16 protein-coding genes are annotated in these 15,115 nt (G+C 62.7%); 7 read left to right on the top strand and 9 right to left on the bottom strand.

Annotated features, from left to right (window positions below):
- Window positions 1-42 precede the first annotated feature (42 nt).
- A complete protein-coding gene (locus tag HAV21_RS00680; protein WP_142938357.1) occupies window positions 43-717 on the bottom strand; it encodes a response regulator transcription factor in 675 nt (224 codons plus the stop codon).
- Complete coding sequence (locus HAV21_RS00675; RefSeq protein ID WP_166839903.1) at window positions 714-2,321, bottom strand: ATP-binding protein; 1,608 nt, start codon at window positions 2,319-2,321, stop codon at window positions 714-716. Before HAV21_RS00675 ends, HAV21_RS00680 begins: the two co-directional genes overlap by 4 nt.
- 125 nt (window positions 2,322-2,446) lie before the next feature.
- Between HAV21_RS00675 and HAV21_RS00670 the strand changes: the two genes are divergently transcribed.
- From HAV21_RS00670 to HAV21_RS00650, 5 genes are all read left to right on the top strand, one after another.
- The gene (locus HAV21_RS00670; protein ID WP_208095720.1) at window positions 2,447-3,994 is read left to right on the top strand and encodes a PspC domain-containing protein; all 1,548 of its coding nucleotides are present in this window, start codon (window positions 2,447-2,449) and stop codon (window positions 3,992-3,994) included.
- Window positions 3,995-4,211: 217 nt separating this feature from the next.
- A complete protein-coding gene (locus tag HAV21_RS22095) occupies window positions 4,212-4,463 on the top strand; it encodes a hypothetical protein (protein WP_142938355.1) in 252 nt (83 codons plus the stop codon).
- Between the two features lie 49 nt (window positions 4,464-4,512).
- Entirely contained in the window at window positions 4,513-4,761 is a 249-nt protein-coding gene (locus tag HAV21_RS00660) for a PspC domain-containing protein (protein ID WP_142938347.1), read from the top strand.
- Between the two features lie 199 nt (window positions 4,762-4,960).
- Complete coding sequence (locus HAV21_RS00655; RefSeq protein WP_018776708.1) at window positions 4,961-5,986, top strand: 6-phosphofructokinase; 1,026 nt, start codon at window positions 4,961-4,963, stop codon at window positions 5,984-5,986.
- A gap of 17 nt (window positions 5,987-6,003) precedes the next feature.
- A complete protein-coding gene (locus HAV21_RS00650) occupies window positions 6,004-6,753 on the top strand; it encodes a GNAT family N-acetyltransferase (protein ID WP_166839899.1) in 750 nt (249 codons plus the stop codon).
- 116 nt (window positions 6,754-6,869) lie between these two features.
- On the opposite strand, the gene HAV21_RS00645 is transcribed toward HAV21_RS00650, so the two are convergent.
- The 7 genes from HAV21_RS00645 to HAV21_RS00615 form a co-directional block, all read right to left on the bottom strand.
- Entirely contained in the window at window positions 6,870-8,387 is a 1,518-nt protein-coding gene (locus tag HAV21_RS00645; protein WP_142938345.1) for a DHA2 family efflux MFS transporter permease subunit, read from the bottom strand.
- Complete coding sequence (locus tag HAV21_RS00640) at window positions 8,371-9,000, bottom strand: PadR family transcriptional regulator (protein WP_142938344.1); 630 nt, start codon at window positions 8,998-9,000, stop codon at window positions 8,371-8,373. The genes HAV21_RS00645 and HAV21_RS00640 overlap by 17 nt, the downstream gene beginning before the upstream one ends.
- A 127-nt stretch (window positions 9,001-9,127) precedes the next feature.
- The gene (locus HAV21_RS00635) at window positions 9,128-9,520 is read right to left on the bottom strand and encodes an ankyrin repeat domain-containing protein (protein ID WP_166839897.1); all 393 of its coding nucleotides are present in this window, start codon (window positions 9,518-9,520) and stop codon (window positions 9,128-9,130) included.
- Window positions 9,517-10,602, bottom strand: coding sequence for a folate-binding protein YgfZ (locus HAV21_RS00630; RefSeq protein WP_166839895.1), 1,086 nt, complete (start codon window positions 10,600-10,602; stop codon window positions 9,517-9,519). Before HAV21_RS00630 ends, HAV21_RS00635 begins: the two co-directional genes overlap by 4 nt.
- 39 nt (window positions 10,603-10,641) lie before the next feature.
- A complete protein-coding gene (locus tag HAV21_RS00625) occupies window positions 10,642-11,364 on the bottom strand; it encodes a flavodoxin family protein (RefSeq protein ID WP_166839893.1) in 723 nt (240 codons plus the stop codon).
- Between the two features lie 62 nt (window positions 11,365-11,426).
- Complete coding sequence (locus HAV21_RS00620) at window positions 11,427-12,026, bottom strand: FABP family protein (RefSeq protein WP_142938340.1); 600 nt, start codon at window positions 12,024-12,026, stop codon at window positions 11,427-11,429.
- Between the two features lie 166 nt (window positions 12,027-12,192).
- The gene (locus HAV21_RS00615; RefSeq protein WP_142938339.1) at window positions 12,193-12,927 is read right to left on the bottom strand and encodes a permease; all 735 of its coding nucleotides are present in this window, start codon (window positions 12,925-12,927) and stop codon (window positions 12,193-12,195) included.
- Between the two features lie 260 nt (window positions 12,928-13,187).
- Between HAV21_RS00615 and HAV21_RS00610 the strand changes: the two genes are divergently transcribed.
- Window positions 13,188-13,886: a response regulator transcription factor gene (locus tag HAV21_RS00610; RefSeq protein WP_142938338.1), complete on the top strand. Its 699-nt coding sequence runs from the start codon at window positions 13,188-13,190 to the stop codon at window positions 13,884-13,886.
- Window positions 13,887-14,128: 242 nt separating this feature from the next.
- Window positions 14,129-15,100: a mycothiol synthase gene (gene mshD / locus HAV21_RS00605; protein WP_166839891.1), complete on the top strand. Its 972-nt coding sequence runs from the start codon at window positions 14,129-14,131 to the stop codon at window positions 15,098-15,100.
- Window positions 15,101-15,115 lie beyond the last annotated feature (15 nt).

Here is a 15,115-nt window from a genome sequence, read left to right as displayed (position 1 = left end):
TGAGAGAGCGTCCGGTTTAGGCCCGAGAGATGTGATAGAGCGTCAGAGGAGACGGCGCTCTGCAGCCCACTTGGTGAGTTCGTGGCGGCTGGAAAGCTGGAGTTTGCGCAGCACGGCCGAGACGTGGGTTTCCACCGTTTTGATGGAGATGAACAGCTCCTTGGCGACCTCCTTGTAGCTGTACCCGCGGGCGATGAGCCGCATGACTTCGAGTTCGCGGGCGGAAAGCTTGTCCAGTTCGTCGTCCGCGATGTCCGCCGGCGCAGTCCCGAAGGCATCGAGCACGAAGCCTGCAAGCCTTGGCGAGAACACGGCATCGCCATCGGCCACCCGGATCACGGCGTCGGAAATCTCCTTGCCGGAGATGGTCTTGGTGACGTAGCCCCGGGCGCCGGCACGGATCACGGAGACCACGTCCTCGGCGGCATCGGAGACACTGAGCGCCAGAAAGCTGGTGGTGGCGAGCAACGACATGGACCCCGCAATGACTTCACGTCCGCCACCACCCAGACCGCCGGGAAGGTGCACATCCAACAGCACTACTTCGGGGCGGATCTCGGCTATGACAGCGATGGCCTGTTCCACGGTTCCGGCTTCGCCCACAACGTCGATGCGTTCGTCGAGGTCGGCCTTCAATCCGGAGCGGAATATGGTGTGATCGTCCACGATGACCACGCGTACCCTGCGTCCAACGCCGTTTTCAGAGCTGTTGTTCATTGCTTGGCTTCTCCATTCCGCTGTTCACCGTTTCGCGCATCAGCATTCCGTTGCTCGCCGGTGTCCGGATTTGCTGACGGGAGGGACAAACGAACTTCCGTTCCATCACTGCTGCTGTTGATGACCGCTGTACCGCCGTGCCGCTTCATCCGGCCAATGATCGATTCCTTGACGCCCAGCCTGTCGTCCGGAACAGCGTCGAGGTCAAAGCCCGGGCCGCGGTCCTTGATGAAAATCTCGGTACTGCCGGTATTGCTCTCCAAGTACACGGATACTGTTCCGCCGCCGTGCCTTGCGGCATTGAGCATGGCTTCCCTTGCGGCCTGGACCAGGGCTTCATGCCGGTCCGTCATCTCGGTATCTCCCACTGTCACCACCTCAACCGCGTGGCCGTGGGAGTCTTCCACTTCCGCGGCCACGGACTTGATCCGGTCAGCGAGGAGGCCAGACTCCTTGGCGGGGTCGCTGAACAGCCAGGACCGGAGCTCGCGTTCCTGGGCCCTTGCAAGCCGCACCACGTCCTGCTCGGAACCTGCACGCCGCTGGATGAGCGCCAAGGTTTGAAGTACGGAGTCGTGCAGGTGGGCAGCGATCTCTGCGCGCTCGGTTTCGCGGACGCGGCCGGCGCGTTCGGCCTCGAGGTCCTTCCAGAACTTCAGGCCCCACGGCAGCAGTACCAAGGCAACTCCGCCGAGGACAGCGACGGAAGCCAGTAGTGCCAGCCAAGTCTGCTCCCAGGATCCAGACCCGGAAACCATCACCAGGACGCCGGCCACCACCAAGGCCAACCCCGCTGCCAGGCGGGTCCATCCACCTGCTTGATCGGCCTTCGTCTTGTCCACCAACCCGGCTCGCCGGGTCTCATCCAGTTGCATCCAGGCGATGGCAGCACCACCCAGGATGGCGGCTGCCGGAATGAGCGTGCCCAAAGGGACATCAACGCCCAACTGGCGTGCAATCAAGATCGCGGCCACCAGGAGCAGTGCCGTTCCGAGCAGGATTTCCTTGCCGTAGTGGATCTTGCGGAACGAGAACCACGTCGCCAGCGTGCTTTCGTTGCTGCCACCTGCAGTGCCCGAACGGGGCGGGCCCGCAAGCTGACCGGCTAGAGCGTCCGCGCCGATCAATGAATCACTAGCCGGCAAAGGACCGCTGCCGGGCAAAGACACACCGGGCAAAGGGGTGCCGGGCATGGTCCCCGCAGTAGGGCTATAAGCCGTACCAGGAACAGGAGGGCCGGCCTGGACGGAACCGGATACCGGTGGTGCGCCGACCCCCGCCGGCGACGCGCCGGCGTCGTACGTTTTTGGTGCCACGGAAGGGGCGGGGGCGGAGACGGACGGAGGCGCCAGGCTCACCGCAGGAGCAATGGGCGACGCCGGACGGCGGGCGTTGCGCTTGGCGTTTTCATCCGCGGTGGGAACCATGGTCCACAACCATGCGTAGAAGGCCACGCCTGCTCCACCGGCGAAACAGGCAAGGATCATGCCAAGCCGGACCAAGTTGACGGGCCAGCCCAAATGGTCGGCGAGTCCGCTGCAGACGCCCGCGATCATGCGGTCGCTGCTGCGGACCAGCGTGGGGCGTTGTACAGCGGTTGTCATATACCAATCCAAACACGGATCAGAGTGCCCCGGACGGGAAACCGGCGTTGTTCGGGGGTCCCTCAGGGATCATTCAGGGTATCCCCCAGTAGAGGGCGGGGTGGTCTGGGCGGCAGGATCGAAGTATGAACGCGAACAGCATGAACCCAGAGGAACCCGGAACGCCAAGCACGGCCAGCGGATCCGGCTCCAGCGCCCACACCGGCGCTTCCACCGGCGCCACCGGTGCCACGTCCGGGACGCCTTCGGGAACACCTGGAGAGGCCGGGACTTCCGCGGGAACCGGTCCCACCGGGGGCAACTACCCGCCCACCGGCACCGCTCCGGCAACCTCCCAGCAGAACTTCTTCGACTGGATCCGCAATCAAGGCATCCGCCGGGGACCGGACCGTTGGATTGGCGGCGTCGCAAGCGGTGTGGCCCACCGATTCGGCATCGACCCCCTGATCGTGCGGGGCATCTTCATTGTCCTGGCACTCTTTGCAGGCGTCGGCGTGCTGCTTTACGGCATTGCCTGGGCGCTCCTGCCCGAGCCTGACGGCCGGATCCACGTACAGGAAGCCGCCGCGGGCCGTTGGTCAGGGGGTATGACCGGCGCATTGATCACCACCATCATCGGCCTGCCGAGCCTTGGCCGCGGATTCTGGGGCTGGGGCTGGGATGGTATGCCCGGCCTGTTCTGGACCCTCTTCTGGATGGGCGGAGTCTTCTACCTCATCTACTTCCTGGTCCAACGCAACAAAACCTCAAAAGGAGCACCGACCGTGGGTCAACAAAATTACTCCTCAACGCCCTATGCCGCGGCTCCCGGCGGCACGGGTTACGGTACGCCCACGCAGTTCGCGTCCAGCACAACCACCGGCTCCACAACCACCGGAACCAATACCGGCGTACCCGTATACGGCGCGCCCGGCAGGTCAGGTGCCACACCGTCCGGGCCCTCCGGGTCCGTGCCCTCGCCGTCCGGGCCTTCCGGCCCTCGCCCTCCTTACGGACCAACTCCCCCGCAACAATGGCAGCCTAAACCCGCCGCTCCTAAGCACAAGGGTCCAGGAGCTGCAATCGTCTCAGTCTCAGCCGGTGCAGCCCTCCTTGCCGGCGGCACGCTGAAAGCGCTCGACGCCGGAAATGTCATTGAACTGGGTAAGTCGGGTAACGCCGTGGTGTGGGCTACCGGCGCAGCCGTACTTGGCTTGGGCATCCTCATTGCAGGACTTCGCGGACGGACCTCGGGCTTCCTTGGCTTCCTCGCCGTGGCGGCCCTGATCACTGGCGGAATCTTCAACGTGGTCCCCAGAGACGGCGACCGCTTCACCTTCCACGACGTCAACTGGGCACCCACCAGCATTGAACAAGCACGGCTCGGCATTGACGTCACGGGGGCGCAGGGGCGGGTGGACTTGAGCGAGATCGCCCTAACGCCTCCGCTGATCTCCGAGGTACTCATTCCGGTTGACGCCACCGCCAGCAATGTCACGGTCATCATCCCCGACGATGTTCCTGTTGAGGTCAGGGCCGATATGACGTTCGGCAACCTCAACGAACGTGGCACAGACCGCGGTGGACGCCTCCAGGACGAGAGGACGCTCTACAACACTGAAAAGCCGGGAGCCAACCTCGTGGTGGAAATTGACGGCACGTTCAGCAACGTGACCATCCAGGAAGGAAACTGACATGAACACCAACGAGCCAGGCAAAGCACGCGACGCGCAGCCGACTGAGCCTGCGCAGCCAACAGAACCGCTGCCCAGGGAGCAACGTTCGGCGGAAACCCGCCCCACGGAAGCCCTCCCCCGCGAAACCCGCCCCACGGAAGCCCTCCCCCGCGAAACCCGCCCCACGGAAGCCCTCCCCAAGCCGAGCCTCAAGCCAATCCCGCTCACCCCGCCGTTGGAGCCCAGCTTCGCAGTACAGCACACTGACGACGACGAACCCCGCCAGGCGCGGATAGGAACTGTGGTGTGGGGGTTGATTGTGATCGCCCTCGCGGCCTTGATCGTCATCTCTACGCTCGGATGGGTCACTCTGAACGGCACGTACGTGCTGATCGGTTTGATGATCGGTGCCGGTGCGGCACTGGTGGTCGGTGGGCTCCTGGCAGCCCGCAAGGGTTCCGGCACACCGAAGAGTCCGGCCAAGTGACCGCACGCAGCAACGTGACAAAGCAACCACAACAGGGAAGGCTGTAGCCATGGACAAGTTCTTCAGCATCGTCAGGGGCTTCGGCCTGAAGCGTGGACCGCAACGATGGCTGGGTGGCGTCTGCGGAGGAATCGCAGCAAAGCTCCGGGTAGACGTCGCGTACGTTCGGGTGGCTTTCCTGCTTTTCTGCCTGCTGCCCGGGCCGGCATTCGTGGTCTACATCCTGGGCTGGCTCCTCCTGCCGGACCAGAACAACAAGATCGCGCTCGAATCCTTCATCAGCCAGCGTTCCCGGTAGTTTTCGTTTACAGCGGCCGAAGAACACGAAACGCCCTGCCGGCCGGCGGGGCGTTTCGCTGTTTTCGGCCAGGTTTCCAATACCGCACGGCCAGGGTCAAAAGTAACCGTTTGTGTCCCACCCCACATGCGCGTCTACAATCATGGGGAGCTCAGCGTGGCGCTCTGCACGTATTCCTCCAAGCCATGAGTGAGCAAACATGAAAATTGGCATTCTTACCAGCGGTGGCGATTGCCCCGGCCTCAACGCAGTGATCCGCGGAGCAGTCCTCAAGGGCATCGCAATCCACGGCCAGGAGTTTGTTGGCTTCCGCGACGGCTGGCGTGGTGTGGTTGAAGGTGATGTCATCGACATCCCCCGCACCATGGTCCGCGGTATTGCCAAGCAGGGCGGCACCATTCTGGGCACCTCCCGCACCAACCCGTTCGAAAACGGTGGAGGCCCGGACGTCATCAAAGCCCACATGGAACGCCTGGGCATTGACGCGATCATCGCCATCGGCGGCGAGGGCACCCTGGCAGCTGCCAAGCGGCTTACCGACGCCGGCCTGAAGATCGTCGGAGTCCCCAAGACCGTGGACAACGACCTCGATGCCACCGACTACACGTTCGGATTCGATACCGCCGTCCAGATTGCCACTGAGGCCATCGACCGGCTCCGCACCACCGGCGAATCCCACCACCGTTGCATGATTGCCGAAGTGATGGGACGCCACGTCGGCTGGATCGCACTGCACGCCGGTATGGCTGCCGGCGCACACGCCATCCTGATCCCCGAGCAGAAGGCCAGCATCGAGCAGATCACCGAATGGGTCCAGGAAGCCCACGACCGTGGCCGTGCGCCGCTGGTGGTGGTTGCTGAGGGCTTCGTCCCTGATCACATGGAGTCCCCGCACTCCGAGCGCGGCCTGGACACGTTCGGCCGTCCCCGCCTGGGCGGCATCGCTGACCAGTTGGCACCGGAGATCGAGGCCCGCACCGGCATCGAAACCCGGGCCACGATCCTCGGCCACATCCAGCGTGGTGGCGTTCCTACCGCCTACGACCGCGTTCTGGCGACGCGCCTGGGCATGGCCGCCATCGACTCCGTGGTGGAAGGCCGCTGGGGCACCATGGTGGCTCTGAAGGGCACAGACATTTCCCATGTGGGCTTCGAGGAAGCCTTGGGCAAGCTCAAGACCGTGCCACAACACCGCTACGACGAAGCGTCTGTGCTGTTCGGCTAGTCGGCTAGGCTGAATCCATGACCTTAGAGCCCACGTCCGCTGCCATCATCCAGCTGGCGTGGGCTCGTCGTTTGGGGTTCGACGACGACGCTTTCGCCACCGCAGCTGCCCGGCTCACCACTTCCGCGGCGGACCCAGGCGACCTTGGCAACCGCATTACCCGTGTGGATGACGCAGCGCGGTCGCTGGTTTTCCTTCGCCTGTTTGGCGTCTCGGCGCTAGTGGGACCGCAGTGGGCCCTTGATGCAGCGGCAGCCATCCCCGATACCGAACTGGCCCAGCACGTAACGCTGTTGACCATCACTCGCTCGCACGGCGGACACGGGCTTGGATCCTCCGCATTGTTCTTTGCAGACGATCTCCCGCTTCAGCAACCATCCGAAGAACTGACGGTTTCGCAAGGCAACCCCGAGGCCATCAGCCTTGAGGGCTTGTGTCCCCCGGATGACGTCAACGAGGTTGGCCTTCAAGGGCTCGAACATCGCTTCACCATCATGCATCCCGAGGAAGATCAGCCCACGCCGGTGGCCTGCGGTGCCTATTCCGAGTGGGAGGGCATTCTGGCCAATATGGGCGTGCTGGTTGCACCTCCCTGGCGGCGGCGAGGCTTGGGCACCCTGGCCGCTTCCATCGCTGCACATGAAGCACTTGCCTCCGGCCTGACCCTCCAGTGGAAGGCCGATGTCAGTAACACCGGTGCGCTGGCGATGGCCCGCAGCCTGGGATTTGCCACGGGCGGGCTCCACGCCAGCGTCATCCTCGGCTGACACAGAACTGAACTGGCCCGGCTTTGAACCCGGAAGGGATTGATCCTGCCCTACAACAGCTCAGGACCACCCCAAAAGTGGGCTGGTCCTGCGCTGTTGTCCGGAAAATGTCAGCGCTACTTGCCCACTGTTTCCTGAACGGCCGGTACCTCGGGGGCCTTTCCGCCCCAGCCTTGCACCGACTTGGGCTTGCCAAAGAACAGTGCCATCACCGCTCCCAGAAGAATCGCACAGGCGGGCAACAGGATGGACTGGCTCATCGCCGTCGAGAATCCCGCGTGCAGCGCCTCCGGCAACACTCCGGTCATGGAGGCTTCACCCGCAGGAGCTCCGGCTGGAGCCGCAGGCAGTTCTGCCGCGAGCCGAGACTGAATGAGGGCAGCAATGGCAGCCGAACCCAACACAGCACCGATCTGGCGTGTGGTGTTGAAAACGCCGGAACCGGCCCCTGCCTGGCGTGGTTCCAGGTTGCGGGTGGTCGCGTTGGACACCGGACCCCAGATGAAGGCGTTGGCAACGCCCTGCAATGCGCTGGGCAGCAGGAACATCCAGATAGGAGTGTCCGGGCCCAGCAGGGACGCGGTCCAGAACAATGCTCCGGAAAGGCAGACGAGGCCGAAGGATGCGAACCAGCGCGGGTTTGCGCGGTCTATGAGCTTGCCGACGAACGGAGCGAGCGCACCCGAAATAACAGCCATGGGAATCATCAGCAAGGCAGACTGCGTTGGCGTCAGGCCCCGCACCGTTTGGTAGTAGAAAATGGTGGGCAGCGGGAAGGCTGTCACCGTGAAGCCCACGGCCATGATGGTGCTGTTTCCCAGGGAGAAATTGCGGTCTTTGAACAGGCCAAGCGGCAGCAGTGGTTCCCCTCCACGGCGTTCAAGAAGCCACTGCCAGGCGACAAACAGAACCAGGACTACAAGTCCGGTAATGATCAAACCCCACACCGAAACGAACCCGGTAACCGTTCCCCACTTGTAGGTTTGGCCCTCTTGGATGCCAAACACCAGCAAGAACATACCGACGGCGGACAGCACCACGCCCACGACGTCGAACGTGTGGGTGTGAGTGCTCAGTTTCGGCACGAAACGCGTGACAAGGATAAAGGCCACGATGCCGATGGGGACGTTGACGAAGAAGATCCACTCCCAGCCAAGGCTGTCCACCAGCAGACCACCAAGGATGGGGCCGATCAGTACTGCCATTCCTGCCGTAGCTCCCCACAGCCCCATGGCTGCGCCGCGGCGGTCGGGCGGGAAGATTCGCGTAATCACGGCCATGGTCTGAGGCGTCATCATGGCGGCACCGAAGCCTTGGACGGCGCGCGCAGCGATCAACATGGTGATGTCGCCGGAGAGCCCGCACCAGAGGGAAGCGAGGGTAAAGACCACCAGGCCGATCAGGTAAAGGTTCTTGGGGCCGAACCGATCACCCAGCCTGCCCGTGATCAACAGGGGCACGGCATAGGCCAGCAAGTAGGCGCTGGTGACCCAAATGACGGCGTTGATATCCGTGTTGAGGCCCTCCATGATCCGCGGGTTCGCGACCGACACAATGGTGGTGTCGATGAGGATCATGAAGAAACCCACCACGAGTGACCACAGCGCGGGCCACGGCTTAGCTACGTTTTCCAAGGGATTCCTTTGGTTTGCTTATAAGTTCGGTTGGAGCCGGTTGGGGTTCATCCCAGGGCAGGCGCCCGTTGCCCAACTCCTCAAGGAGGCCGCGGATCCACGCGATCTCTGTTCGGCGCATTGCCTGTTGGTACGTGATGTCGATCCAGTACTTACGGGCCAGTCCCTTGCCCGTCACGGTGGCTTCGGCGTGGACGAGGAAGTCAAGATCGGCATTCAGTGCAACAACCCGCTCCTCCAACAGCCCCATCACCACCTCCGCGGGAAGGTGATGGGCCTCGGCGATTGCGTGAGGGAAGACGGGGTATTCATTCACAGGGGTGGAGAGCATGGCCTGCAGACGGGCATCGAGGGCAACATGTCCGGCTGAAGTGATCCGGTAGGTGGTCCGTTCCGGGCGGTTTCCTTCGCGTTCGGTTCCCGTAGCCTCGATGAGCCGGCTTTCCTCGAGCCGGCCCATGGCGTGATACAGGGTCCCGGGGCGCACTTTCACGAGGCGGTCCTCATGACGGGCCATCAGCAACTGGTACATCTCGTAAGGATGCATGGGCCCCTCCGCCAAAAGGGCCAGCGCGGCTACCCCCAGTGGGGTCAAGGCAGCGGCCTTGGGCATAACAAACCCCCTTCCGAATCAAATACTCCACAACAACTATTCCACGTGGAGTATAAGGATGCAAAGGAACCCGGAGACACAGAAAGCCCAGCCGCCAGGCGGCTGGGCTTTCCAAGCACTAGTTGCGTTAGTCCAGCAGGGCCTGAATCTCTGACCTGGCGAACATTGTGGCGGCATCGCGCGCGGAGGGAGTTCCGGCGTCGGGATCTGCTCCAGCATCCAGCAGCACCCGGGCGACGCCGGTGTATCCCTTGAAGACCGCCCCGGCCAGCGGAGTCTGTCCGCGATCGTTGGCGGCATTGACGTCGGCACCGTGATGGAGGATGAGTTGTACGGCTTCCTCGTGCCCGTGATAGGCGGCCAGCATCAGGAGGGAGTCGCCGGCGGCGTTGGTCAGCGTGGCAGGAGCACCGGCGCTCAAGTAGCCTCGCAGCAGTTCGGTGTCCCCTTCGCGGGCAGCATCGAACAGGGCGTGGGCCAGGGCCAACGTTTCGTCGTCGGGGCCTGTAGCTTGGCTCATCTGTGGGGTCCCTTCAGGAATCCGGTCTGGCGCCCGACAACCTGGCCGGCGTCGGGGGCGACGATCACTTCCTGGGCTGCGATGTAAGGTTCTTCACCGTCCATCACCGTCAGGGTTTCCTCCGCCGATACGGACCGCTTGATCACGGCCAAAGCAACGGGTCCCATTTCAAAGTGCTGCGCCACCGATGTCAGAGTACCCACCTTGCGCTCCCCGACAAATACAACACTGCCAACGGCTGGCAGTGTGTGCTGTGAGCCATCAAGCTGCAGGAACACGAGGCGCCGCGGCGGGTGGCCCAGGTTGTGGACACGAGCAATGGTTTCCTGGCCCTTGTAGCAGCCCTTGTTCAGGTGTACTGAGGTCCTCAAAAGGTCCAGTTCGTGGGGAATCGTCTTCTCGTCGGTCTCGGCACCGAGGCGGGGCCGCCAAGCAGCAATCCGCAGGGCATCTGCTGCCATGGCGCCTGCCAACGGAAGGCCCTCCACGGATTGCTCCAGTTGGGCCTCCGGGACAAGGTACTCGAACCAAGGGCGCTCGAGCCCGGGATGCGATTCCTCGGGAACGATGCTGTAGGCGTAGCCGCCGGGGCTTACGTGCGGCCAGGGATCCTCCCACACCAAGCGCCCGGTCAGTTGCTCCTGCGGTTTGGTGGCACCCACCACGGCCCACTGCTCAGAGACGTCCTCAATGTCGACGCGGAGCATGAACTTCATCCTGTTCAGCCATTCAGCCAATGGCCCTGCCTCGGCAGTCTCCACGATCAGCCATGTGGTGGTGCCATCGTCAATGACGCGGGCATCGAACTCGATGCGACCCTGAACGCTGAGCAGCAACAGTTCGCTGGCAACACCGGGCTGAAGGTTGGTGACCTGTTGGGACGAGAGCGTGTTGAGCCAGCTGAGCCGGTCCGGGCCAGTCACGGTCACCACGCCACGGTGCGAAAGATCGACGACGGCGGTTCCGATTGCCAGGGCGCGCTGCTCACGCAGCGGTTCGCCATAGTGAGCGGCGACGCCGGCGTCCAGGCCGGTGTCCTCGACGGCGCCGGGGCGCGACAACAGAGGGCTCTTGTAAGTCATACGTAGTAGAAGTCCTTGCGACTCAGCGGTATTCCGGTATCAGCGGTATTCCGGGTTTTCGAAATCAAATCGGGTGCCCGCTTTCCATTCCTCCGGCAAGTTGCCGTAGGCCGGAATGCCCCCGGCATCGCGCAGGAGCTTGGCCATGTGGAGGAGGTTCCACGTCATGAAGGTGGTGTTCCTGTTAGTAAAATCACTCTCCGGCCCACCCGATCCTTCGTCCAGATAGCTGGGACCCGGACCCACAGGACCGATCCACCCGGCGTCGGCCTGGGGAGGAATGGTGAAGCCGATGTGCTGCAGGCTGTACAGCACATTCATGGAACAGTGCTTGATGCCGTCCTCGTTGCCAGTGATGAGGCAACCGCCCACCTTGGGGTAGAACGCCCATTGGCCCTTGCTGGTCAACTCGCCCGAATGGGCGTATAACCGCTCGATGAGCTTCTTGGTTTGGGACGAGTTGTCGCCCAGCCAGATAGGCCCGGCGACCACGACAATATCGGCGTCGCGGACGTCACGGTAGATCTCCGGCCATTCATCGGTCTTCCATCCGTGCTCGCGCATATCCGGATACACACCGCTGGCGATGTCGTGGTCCACTGTCCGGAAGAGCCGGGTTGTGACGCCCTGCTTCTCCATGATGTCCCGGCTGATTTTGATCAGGCCATCAGTGTTGCTGAGCTGCGGCGAAGGTTTCAGGGTGCCATTGAAGAAGACGGCCTTAAGGCCCTCATAACCTTCCGGCTTGAGGTGGGTGTTCACTTTCTGCTCCTTCTGCTGGCTGCTTGCTTGCTGCGTGCTGGAACGTACGGTGAGGCCTCGGGTCAGGAAACCTTGTTGAGGAATGCCGAGGCGTGCGCTTCAAGGGCCTTGCCGCTGGCAGCGACGTCCCAGCGCCACAGGAGGTTGCCATCAACCAAGCCAAAGATCCGTGTTGCCGCTGTGTACTCCTTGGAGTGGCTTCCGCGCATCACCATGTCGGTGCTCAGCTGGATCTGGGGTCCCTTGATTTGGCCGTAGTAGAGCTCAGTGATTCCGCCAGGGTGGGAGATCGATACGGAGATGTCGAAACCGCCCTCCTTGTTGCGCCGCTCCTCGACTTCGTCGGCAGTCTTGAGAACGGGGACGATGTCGGCCGGGATCAGACCCGGGCCTCCGTCGCCTTCTTCAAGCTTCCGCTCCAAAGCCCAGAACCCCGTCTCAACAGTCAACGGGCGCAACTTTTCGCCGGCGTCATCACTGAGCCAGGTCTCGGCCCTGTACTGCAGGTACGGGAGCCCGTTGTGCGTGAATGACACATGCTGGACGAAATGTTCGGAGTCCTCGTCTCCGCTGCCGAGCCGGCCGCGGCCTTCCCACTCACCAATGAGCCAGGAAAGGGGGACGAGTTCAGGCGTCAGATCTGTGGGGATCTCAATAGGCACAACGATTACCTCTGTTGGGCTGCAGGATCAGAAGGGTTACTTCTGGCCCTTGAAAAGGCGGTAGACGACAAAACCCGCAAACCATGCCATGGCGACGCTGGCCAGGCCAAGGAGAACGAGGAAGAAGATTTCAAATGCGAGTACAGACATGATGCAATCCTAACCGTTAGTAGATGAGTAGTTTGTCTATGAAGTAAGCCAAGGCCCCCACAGCCCAAACGGGCGCCACGCCCATTCCGATCGCCGCCGGGATATTGAGTCGCCCCCGCCGAAGGGTGGTCATTCGGCGGAAACACACCAGAACGGATCCCACCACCACGCCCACCAGGGCTGCGGGAAGTACGGCGATATCCGAGAAGACCAGACCTGCCAGCGGTCCCATGAGTCCGGCCATCACCACACCGAGCGGAGCCACAATGCGGTCCGGCCAGCGAATGATTCCCACAATGAGGGCAACTGCCGCGCTGAGGCCCGCCACCAGGACCATCTCCTTGACGCCGTTGAATCGCGCGCTGGCGATCCACCCCGCGCCCAGGCAGTTCAGCAACACACCGGCGGAGCAGCCAAGAGTGGACTCCAGGCGTTGGGCCTGCCCTGTCCCCCTGATGAGCTGGACCACGAACACCGCCATCACACCCAGCGCTACGAACGCCGGGGTACCGTCCAGGAATCCCGGCGCCGGCATGTAGGCAGCGGCTACGGCCGATCCTGCACCGGCAAGCCCAATAACGGCGGCCAACGTCTTCTTGGCGGGAACAGCAAGGAAATGCGGCCAGCCTATCCCCACCGCCGCGGACGCCGCGATGCCTGCACCCACCATGGCTTCCCGGGAAACGAAGGTGCTGGCCACGATGGCTACGAGCGCCACGAGTCCGAATACCCCGATGCTCCAAGACTTCACTGTGTGCCGACCTCAATCCGATGTGCCTTACGACCTCCCGACAATCCTGCCTTAAGCCGGCCCAATATGTCGTAATTCCAGTGCTTGCCCGTCACGAATCCATGTGTCGCAAGGCACTGATGGGTATACTCAGACTTCAACAGCGCACTGTGTTTGCCGCAATCCCGTTACAACGGTAGAGGCTGCGCATGTGTTGTGACCGACCGGTGAGAAGCCGGTTTCGACGCCCGATGATGCGCGTACAGCCCATTGGAGGAACTATGTCGCACATCCTGCTCCTAACGAACAGCACCGGCTCATCGGTGGACATTTTGCCTGCCTTGGAGTTGCTGAACCACCGTGTGCACATCCTCCCGGCAGAACCCACGGCCCTCCTGGAGACCGACCCCACGGACATCGTCTTCCTTGATGCCCGCAAAGATCTAGTGGGCGCCCGCTCGCTCACCCAGTTGTTGAAGGCGACCGGCCTCAGCGCACCGCTCATGCTGATCCTCACGGAAGGTGGCATGGCTGCTGTCTCGTCCGCGTGGGCCGTAGATGACATCGTGCTGGACTCGGCCGGACCCGCAGAAGTCGAGGCGCGTATTCGGCTCGCCATGGCGCGTGCCGTGCCCGGCGAAGAGGAAGCCCAGACCGAAATCCGGGCAGCCGGCGTCGTGATTGACGAGGCGAGCTACACCGCCCGTGTCAGCGGCCAGCCCCTCAACCTGACGTTCAAGGAGTTCGAACTCCTGAAGTACCTCGCCCAGCACCCGGGCAGGGTGTTCACCCGTCAGCAGCTGCTGACGGAAGTCTGGGGCTACGACTATTACGGCGGCACCCGGACCGTGGACGTCCACATCCGGCGGCTTCGCGCCAAGCTGGGCGTGGATCACGAGAACCTGATCAGCACTGTCCGCAACGTTGGCTACCGGCTGACCCTTGTCCGTCTCACGGACGAAGAGTTGTCCGAAGCCTGAAGTTTGTTCCGAGCGACCACTGGATTAGACAAGAAAAAGGCCAGGATCCACAAGGATCCTGGCCTTTTACTTAGCTACTTGGTGGAGGACATACGGGTCGAACGTATCGAGGCCACCCCACTGGTGGATCCCCCCTGCGCTGACTCACGGATAAACCGCGAGGCGAACGAGATAACGAGACTACCTCCCATTTCCGAGGACATCAAATCACGCAGCTTGCACTGGACGTATAGCCTTGCATCATGAGTCACGCGCACCCGGAAAACTGGCCCGTACTGATTATTGCCGGCGCCTTGGACAGTGAGCTCCTCAGGGACGTCACGGCCCTGGCCGCCGCTGCCGGGGAGTCGGACGGGAATCCCCCGTTCTCCGAGCAGACGTTGGTCATGCTGCGCGGCGCAGACGCCGGGGATCACTCTGTCCTGTCTTTGGTCCTATATGCCCCTGACGAAGACTCAGATCCTGCCACCGCTGATGACCTGGCGGGCGTCGCGGTGGTCGTCGAAAGTGATGACGGGAGCGGCGTGCTGGAGCTGGCCGTCCACCCCAGCTACCGCAATCAGGGCGTGGCAGGAAAGCTGCTGGGTGCCCTGCAGGGCAAACGGGGCCTCAAGGGTTTAAGTGCGTGGTCGCACGGCAACCACGAAGCGGCCGCCGAGCTCGCCACGAGCTTCGGCTACGGTCCGGTTCGCGAATTGTGGAAGATGCGGCTGATGTCCTCAACCTCCGCACTGCCCGACGCCGGACTTCCGGACGGGATTTCGATCCGCACCTTCGTGCCGGGCCAGGATGAGCAGCCTTGGCTGGAAGCCAACAGGGCCGCTTTCTCCCACCACCCAGAGCAGGGTTCCATGACACTGGCGGACCTTGAGGCTCGCAAGGCTGAAGATTGGTTCGATCCCGAAGGTTTCCTGTTGGCCGTCAATGGTGAAGGCGAGCTGTTGGGATTCCACTGGACCAAGGTGCACCCCCGGCAGGGTCCGCACCCGGCCATCGGCGAGGTCTACGTGGTGGGGGTGACTCCTGCGGCGCAGGGTTTGGGTCTGGGCAAGGCCCTTACCGTTGCGGGCATCAAGCATCTCCAGGACCAAGGCCTGCATGCTGTGATGCTGTACGTGGACGCCGACAACGAGGCAGCAGTAGCTCTATATCAGAAACTCGGCTTTGTTCGTTGGGACACCGATGTGATGTATGGGCCTTTAACCAAAAATTAACCTGACGGGATCACT

Origin of the sequence: Paenarthrobacter sp. MSM-2-10-13, assembly GCF_011605365.1 — a bacterium.
Classification (GTDB): domain Bacteria; phylum Actinomycetota; class Actinomycetes; order Actinomycetales; family Micrococcaceae; genus Arthrobacter.
The sequence above is the reverse complement of the archived record's forward strand: the minus strand, read 5'-3'. Positions and strand labels throughout refer to the sequence as shown.